This is a genomic window from Microcystis sp. M169S2 (assembly GCF_020245865.1).
GTDB classification, from domain to species: domain Bacteria; phylum Cyanobacteriota; class Cyanobacteriia; order Cyanobacteriales; family Microcystaceae; genus Microcystis; species Microcystis ichthyoblabe_A.
Genome location: NZ_JADBUB010000214.1, coordinates 1 through 7,290, shown reverse-complemented (window position 1 = coordinate 7,290; position 7,290 = coordinate 1). Strand labels below are relative to the sequence as shown.

Below are 7,290 nucleotides of genomic sequence, written 5' to 3'. Positions count from 1 at the left end.
TCGATAATATCATCGGGTAATTTTGAGAGATTGGCCAGGGTTCTTTTTTTGACTTGATCTCCTTCTCGGTAGGACTCCCGAAGAAGAACGGCGGGGGGGGAATTACGGTTAGGAACTTTTTCTATATACATGGCTATCATTTTAGCAAATAGAGAGAATTCTTGTCCATTAATAAATTTTACAAATTACATGGGTACATTAAGAAAAGTTAAGGGGTATATCCATTGATGGATAAGGGTTTCGGCTATTATGGTATATATGTATGGGGGAAGTTCAGTTAAAAAACGAATATTAAACGTAAATGCCAATTATTAGCCGTTTCTCTCTCGATTTCAATGCGACGGATAAACTCACGAAAATAAAAACGGCGCTCGATTTCCGATAAATCTCGCCAAAATTGCGGAAAAGCAACGGCACGAGCGATAATAGTCAGGTTATCGGGGGGTAATTGGTCTAAACGTCCTTGAATCTGCGCGATCTCGTTTTTCAGTTTATAGGCTCTGAGATTAGCCGTTTCTTGATCTAAAATTCCCGCCGCTTCTAGGGAGGGCAATTGCGACAAAATATCGTTTTTTTGCCCTATTTCCTCGCTCATTCTCCGTTTGATCGCCTCTAAATCTGGTAAAGATATCTGGGCGATCGTCGGTGGTAGGTCTTGACAAATGCGCTCGATTGTGATGTCGAGAATTTTCTCATAAGCGATAGCCGAACATTTTTTTGTCCGGGGACATTGCAAAGGTCGCAAATAGAGGTATTCTAGTCCCTTTCCTCGCGCTGTCACTTTGGTAATCGTCATCCCCGATTGACATTGACTACAGACGACTAAACCCGCTAAGGAACGCGGAGCGCTGGCACTGCGGGGGGGTAATTTGCGATTATTTCTCAGGATGCGATCGATCTGGGCTGCTTCTTCCCGGGAGATAATCGGGGTGTGGGTATCGGGGATAATATCTTGACCTAGATAGCACAAATCGCCGCGATAAACGGGATTAGTCAGCCATTTATGGGCAGTAGCTACCGATATCTTTTTGCCGTAGCGTTTTTCTAGATAGCGCACCGTGGAACGCAGGGAAGCGGAAATCAAAAAGCGATCAAAAAAGTCTTTGACTACTGGTGCGGTACTGCGATCGAGTATATAACGCTCCTTGCCACGACGATAACCGTAGGGTGCTTTTCCGGGGGGAGGCAAAGCTTGCAGACGATTGTGAGCGTGACCTGCTTTTAAATGATTACTTAGTTCGTTTTTTGATATTTCTTGCAGAATCTTGGCAAAATTCAGCTTATAATCTAGGTCTTCTAGGGCAATTATATCTATGTCGAGGGCTTCTAAGGATTGTAAAATTTTGCTAACTTCCGTGCCATTGTCTCCCAATTCTGCTAGGCGACGCAGGATCAGCAGTCGGGGGGGAGTACCTTGACAATCGCGGAGCAGTTGCTGCCGTTGTGAGCGATCACCAAAATCCTGATACACTTGTTCGGGAGAATAGGCCCAAATCGAGGCATCGGGGGGACTATCGAGCAGGGGGTTAGTATAGGTGTAGGCGATAATTTTCATGTTTTGCCGAAATCATCCTATAGATAGGGTTTGCTGAAAAAGTTTTTCGTGGGGGCAGGGTGTGGGCTTCGGCCGTGAGCTCAGCCGAACCGCCGAACGGGTGTAGGGTGTAGGTTTTTACCGATTCTCATCTGGTCAATTATCTAATTTTCAGAGAAAAAGTCCTGGAATTTTCCCCCCGATCCCCGCAATGGCTGGCACTTTTTGAGGGGAAAAAAGTCTAAAAGTTTTATGCAACAAGGTTTTTAGATTTATTCAGCAGACCCTATGTGGTCTATAGCGTTTCCTAAGCTAGTGAGGTACACCTATTTTTCTTTACCTTTTGCCTTTTGCCTAAAACCGATAACTTTTGTACCTCAGCAGACTGAAAAACGCTATATATTCAACGGATTTAGTATGACTACTGATGCGGCGATTATGGCAGACCTGAATTTTGCTGGCATCGACAAAGCTAATCCCCCTGCAACGACCAAAACAATGCTTCCAGTAAACGCACAAAGGGATGAGAGTCGAGGGCATCCATTCGATAAAACTTTGATAGCTAGGCAGTTGGGGGAACTCTTGTCGCCAGTAGAGACAAACAGGATCGAGGTAGAAATGTTGAAAATTACGGTAGTGGTTTTGATGGAATACGTTTATGAGCTTTATTATCGGGCCAAAGCGTTGTCTGTTCTAATTTAGGTTCAAATACACGGCATCCGTCATCGACAGGACAGAAAAGAGCTTCTAGACTAGACATAGATGGATTGGGGGTGCTGAGTTTATATATTTTTCAGCTTACTAGCTCCCGCCTTTTCTTCCCTCCCTTATCCCGAACTGACGTTATTTACTATTTACTGTTTACTGATCACTGAAAAAAGCATCCATGACTCAAGATAATTTTCGCATCAGTTTTGCTCCTCTATCTTTGCAGGAAGTATATCAATTAGCCGACGATGGAGCTAATGGTGCTGTTGTACTAATGAGTGGCACTGTACGGGAGCAAACCGACGGTAAACCAGTTATTTATCTTGATTATCAGGCCTACGAACCCATGGCGATGGAGGTTTTCCGGCAAATTGCTCGGCAAATTCGGCAAACCTGGCCCGACACCAATCGAGTTGTCATTCACCATCGCACTGGTAAGCTCAAAATCGGTGAAATTAGCGTCTTAGTAGCGGTGGGTTGTCCCCATCGGGGGGAAGCTTTCGCAGCCTGTCGTTATGCTATTGATACTCTCAAGCATAATGCCCCCATCTGGAAAAAAGAATACTGGTCTGATGGTTCTAGTCAATGGGTTAGTATTGGGGCCTGTGAAACGGCGCATTAGGTCTAATAACGCAAAATTAAGGCAATTTTTTGGTAATCGTTCAAGGAATCTTCATCGACTAAAGCTACACGTCCTCCCTTGGCCAATACCACTTCGATAATTTCATCCACTGCATCATCGATTACCTCCGTACCACCGACGTTTTCCACCAGTATCAAATCACCATTTTCGCTTAAAACTGCGGGTACATGGTAATTTTTATCCACTAATAACAATTTTCCTCGACCTTCCTGCGCTAAACGCCACACTTCTCCCAGGGTAGAGATAACTTTTTGAGCGCTGACTGCTGCGTCCAAAGCTTGCAGGGCTTCAGTTTTTTGAGTCTGACGCACTGAATGCATAATCGGCAATACTTGTGGAATTAATTCTGACAGTGAGGTTTTGTCAAAATTGCCGGTTAAAGTGCCAACAATTGCTGATGTGTACTGTGAAACTTCTTGAAAGAAGGAAATTTGACGAACCACTCCACCCACAATCAAAGGGGAAGAATCATCAACATATTCACCCAGAGCATTATCTACCTGTTGGAAAAATCGTCGGATTCTATCATCTAGATAACTGGTATCGGCATCAAAGGGCAGTGGTGCGGTGGCCCCCGGTCCAGTCATTTCTAGGGGAAAATTCTGATCGCGAATTTCTTCAAGAGTTTCTCCTGTAGCTGAGATTAAACGAGTAGAACCCTGACTTAATAGTAACAGCCAATAGGGTTGTTCTCGATGTAATCCATAAACTAAATCCCGTGTGGCAAAGGTTTTATCGATGACAACTCTTGCCTGGACAGAAAAAGGCAGGTTATAAAGCTTGGCAATATCCGGACCAATATAGAGAGCTAATCCGTCTAGAGTATAAGGATAATCTATTTCAGCTACTAGACTATCGAGGCGATCGAACAAAGGTTCGATTTCACGTTTAGAGAATTCTTCCGATAATCGGCGCTTTGCTTCATCGACCAAATTTTTAACGAGAATAGGGTCTTGTTTGTTATCCGGTGAGGTGCGATGGGTAGGTAAGAGAATGGAAAGGGCGGGTATTTGAGTTAGGGATTGTAGTTTCTTAAGTTCTTGACGAGTAATCATTGATTTTAGCTTGATTGATAGGGTTAAGGAGCTAAAAATACTGGCTTTATCCAGATTTTCTCGATTTATTCAGTATTCCAGCTAACATTTTAGGGAAAAAATGTAATTATATCTAGAAAATTAAGAATTTATACTGAATTGCTTTGGCAGAGATTGAGGGAATTTTTAACCAGAAAACTAGGAATATTATTGATTTATTGATCGTCCACCATCAGGACAGAAAATATTAAGGATGGGTTTATTTACCCATCCTCGGAATAATTAGGCCGCTATGGCGGTTTTTTCCGCCATTAATGCCTCTTGGCGTTGGAATTCGGCTAATTGTGCCGTAATTTCATCCCGGACAATCTGACGGTATTCAAGGAAATGCTCGTTGTGGGCGCAGACAGTGATATAGTGTTCGGCATTGGCGGGATTATGACGCAAAATACCGAATAAATTCTGCCAGAATTTCCAGCGAGTGGAACGTTTAAAGCCCTGTCGCCAGATAATTACCGCTAGGGCATAGAGATCAGCCCGGCGAGGCAGTTTAAAGGCAGGTTTAGCTTTAGGTGCCCCTAATTTCAGGAAACAGCGATAGGTGCGATCGAGAAATACCTCCGGATCGTACAATGTCCAGAAGGCTTCAATATATTCTGTGGCAATATCTTCGATCGGCCGGGTGGGAACGAAATTCATCAGGGTACTTTGGTTAATGTCCTGTTTCCCCGTTAATCGTAGTCGCCCTTCTTTTTCCAAGCGAGTCCATAGGGCGGTATTCGGTAAAGCTTGTAACATTCCAAAGAGAGCCGTGGGAATGGCCGCTTCTTCGACAAAATTAATGATGCGTTCGGCTGCTCCTTTTTTCTCGCCATCAAAACCGATGATAAATCCCGCCATAGGGCGCAATCCGGCTTTAATAATCTTTTCTACCGTCTCGGTTAAGGAACTACGGGTATTTTGGAATTTTTTGGTTAATTGTAAACTTTCTTCGTCGGGGGTTTCAATACCTAAAAAGACCGCATCAAAATAACAATCGACCATCATTTCCATTAATTCGGGATCGGCGGCTAAATCTACCGATGCTTCCGTGTTAAACCGGAAAGGATACTGGTGTTCTTCTTGCCAAACTTTTAATTCTTTGAGGAGTAATTTAACGTTGCGCTTGTTGCCGATAAAATTATCATCCACCATGAACACGCCCCGGCGCCAACCTAATTCGTAGAGATAATCTAATTCTTTTAATAATTGTGCGGGGGTTTTGGTGCGGGGTTTACGACCGTAGAGAACGATAATATCGCAAAATTCGCACTGGAAGGGACAGCCGCGCGAAAACTGCACTGACATGGAATCATAAGCTTCAAAATCGAGCAGATCGTAGCGTGGAACCGGGGTAATTGTCACATCGGGTTTTTCTGTGGTGCGGAAAACACCTTTGGTTTCTCCTCTTGCCAATGCTTCCACAAACATCGGGATGGTGATTTCTCCCTCATCGAGGATCAGAAAATCGGCCTCGGCCACTTCGTGGGGGATAGAAGTGGGATAGGGACCCCCCACGGCCACCAGTTTACCCCGTTGCTTGGCTTCGTGAATTTGTTCGATTAAATCTTGACGTTGCACAATCATGCCGGAAAGAATCACTATTTCGGCCCAGTCCCATTCTGCTTCTGTCACTGCCCGAATATTGCGATCGACCAGTTTAAATTCCCATTCCTGCGGTAAAATCGCCGCCACCGTCACCATACCCAGGGGAGGAAGTAATACTTTGCGATCGACTAATTCCAGAATTTTGTTATAGGACCAGAAAGTCGGCGGAAAAACGGGATAAATCAGTAAGGCACGCATATTCACTCCTCGCTCGATGGCGATCGATTCTTGACCTTTCGCTTGATTGTAATCTTTTTCGGTCAGGGATGGGAAAACGGTTATTTAGTCCTAGAACTAGGATCAGGCTTGTTTTTCGGCCGCCATTGCCAAACCTTGACCCTACCCCCATAAAAGTTTATGGTCAACATCAATAAAATTTATGTAAAGAAATGTTGCATAGTCGGGAAAGTTATGTTACATTAAATATCAAGCACTTGACTTAAACGCAATTTTCTTATAGGAAGGCAATTCACCATGGATAAGCAAGAAAACAAACTCGGCTTCACCGCTTTCGCTGAAAACTGGAATGGTCGTTTAGCCATGCTCGGTTTCGTTATTGGCGTAGCTACGGAATACTTAACCCACAAAGGCATCCTTGCTCAATTAGGCCTAATGTAATTTGAGCCTCGATTGCTGTGCATCTACAATCATCTTGAATAAATTATCAAAAAAGGGGAGGAGCATAGCTCTTTCCCTTTTTAAGTGGGAGGTTGGGGAGATTTTTCAGTGATCAGTCAACAATAATCACTCATGGTGAAGCTAAGTAGTGAGTAGTAAGCTGTTCGTAATTTAAATTGCTTGTTGAGACGAGGCAAGAGGCAAGAGGCAAAAGGCAACAGTAAAGGGACTGGGGGAGGTTCGGCTAATTTAACTAACATTGCGATCAGTAACGCCAAGAATGAGTTAAACCAAGCTTGGAACAACTATCAAAAAGCATCGGAGGATTTTACGGCTGAATGGAATCGCAGCAAGCCACTTTTGGACAATTTTAATCCCCCTGCGGAATTTGCGGTAGATTATCGAGATTTGTTAACTCGTATGACTGCTCTACGTCAAAGATTAGTTACTGCAAAAGTTAACAACGACCCTAATATAAAAGAGTCAACTCCCACCAAAAAAAAGTTAGACAACTTACTGAAAAGTGCCACAGCGCGAAGTGATGAACAAATTATTGCTGATTTGAAAAAAGTCATTGCCAATGAAATCGAATCTCAGTTGACAGGTCCGCTCAAAAGGATTCTTAGTAGCTTGGATGAAATTCTGACTCAACCCCGTACTATCCTAGCAGAAATCAAGAAAGTTATTCAACGCTTGCAATCTGCTCCTACAGAAATCGCCAACATTTTGAAAAATTTAACCGCTGATTTTGGTAAACTTATTCGAGATTCGATCAATAAAGTTAAAACTGCTATTGATGGTACTGTAAATAAAAAAAACGCCAATTCAAAAATGAAACGCATCAACCTCAAGAGTTGACAAAGAAAGACTCATCAGGTACTGTCTGATCATTAACAAACACAAATCAGACCCAAAAATGAGCCGAAAACACCTTAACATAGAACAAAGAAACTTGCTCTACCAAATTAGTCAAGAGGGAAATTTATCTCAACGGCAAATGGCCGTCTGGCTCGGATGTCATCAAAGCACGACCAGAGCGAGAATTAAGAAGGAATCAAAGTTCCCTCGGCTGCTATCTACCTGACACAGCACAAGCTGAAAGCGAG

At 43.3% G+C, this 7,290-nt stretch carries 7 protein-coding genes and 2 pseudogenes; 4 read left to right on the top strand and 5 right to left on the bottom strand.

Going from position 1 to position 7,290, the window contains the following annotated elements:
- The 3 genes and pseudogenes from IM485_RS23100 to IM485_RS22855 form a co-directional block, all read right to left on the bottom strand.
- On the bottom strand, nt 1–131 hold a 131-nt coding region (locus tag IM485_RS23100; protein WP_502882197.1), incomplete at its 3' end, for an IS1634 family transposase N-terminal domain-related protein.
- 146 nt (nt 132–277) lie between these two features.
- Nucleotides 278–1,555, bottom strand: coding sequence for a recombinase family protein (locus tag IM485_RS19780; protein WP_104398057.1), 1,278 nt, complete (start codon nt 1,553–1,555; stop codon nt 278–280).
- A gap of 396 nt (nt 1,556–1,951) precedes the next feature.
- Nucleotides 1,952–2,294: pseudogene (locus IM485_RS22855) on the bottom strand (IS982 family transposase); the annotation flags it as partial.
- A gap of 126 nt (nt 2,295–2,420) precedes the next feature.
- Between IM485_RS22855 and IM485_RS19770 the strand changes: the two are divergent.
- Nucleotides 2,421–2,864 carry a molybdenum cofactor biosynthesis protein MoaE gene (locus IM485_RS19770; protein ID WP_104398058.1) on the top strand — a complete coding sequence of 148 codons (444 nt, stop codon included), beginning with the start codon at nt 2,421–2,423 and terminating at the stop codon, nt 2,862–2,864.
- Nucleotides 2,865–2,866: 2 nt separating this feature from the next.
- Here the strand turns inward: IM485_RS19770 and IM485_RS19765 are convergent, their stop codons facing one another.
- Both IM485_RS19765 and IM485_RS19760 read right to left on the bottom strand, forming a co-directional pair.
- Nucleotides 2,867–3,940: an AOC03_06830 family ribosome hibernation factor gene (locus IM485_RS19765; RefSeq protein ID WP_104398059.1), complete on the bottom strand. Its 1,074-nt coding sequence runs from the start codon at nt 3,938–3,940 to the stop codon at nt 2,867–2,869.
- Nucleotides 3,941–4,201: 261 nt separating this feature from the next.
- Nucleotides 4,202–5,764: a B12-binding domain-containing radical SAM protein gene (locus IM485_RS19760; RefSeq protein WP_104398060.1), complete on the bottom strand. Its 1,563-nt coding sequence runs from the start codon at nt 5,762–5,764 to the stop codon at nt 4,202–4,204.
- A gap of 258 nt (nt 5,765–6,022) precedes the next feature.
- Here IM485_RS19760 and IM485_RS19755 point away from each other — a divergent pair, with 258 nt between their 5' ends.
- The 3 genes and pseudogenes from IM485_RS19755 to IM485_RS19745 all read left to right on the top strand — a co-directional run.
- Nucleotides 6,023–6,184: a CAB/ELIP/HLIP family chlorophyll-binding protein gene (locus IM485_RS19755; RefSeq protein WP_487353236.1), complete on the top strand. Its 162-nt coding sequence runs from the start codon at nt 6,023–6,025 to the stop codon at nt 6,182–6,184.
- 180 nt (nt 6,185–6,364) lie between these two features.
- Nucleotides 6,365–7,042, top strand: coding sequence for a hypothetical protein (locus IM485_RS19750; RefSeq protein WP_287745133.1), 678 nt, complete (start codon nt 6,365–6,367; stop codon nt 7,040–7,042).
- Nucleotides 7,043–7,100: 58 nt separating this feature from the next.
- Nucleotides 7,101–7,290 (top strand): annotated as a pseudogene (locus tag IM485_RS19745) (helix-turn-helix domain-containing protein); the annotation flags it as partial.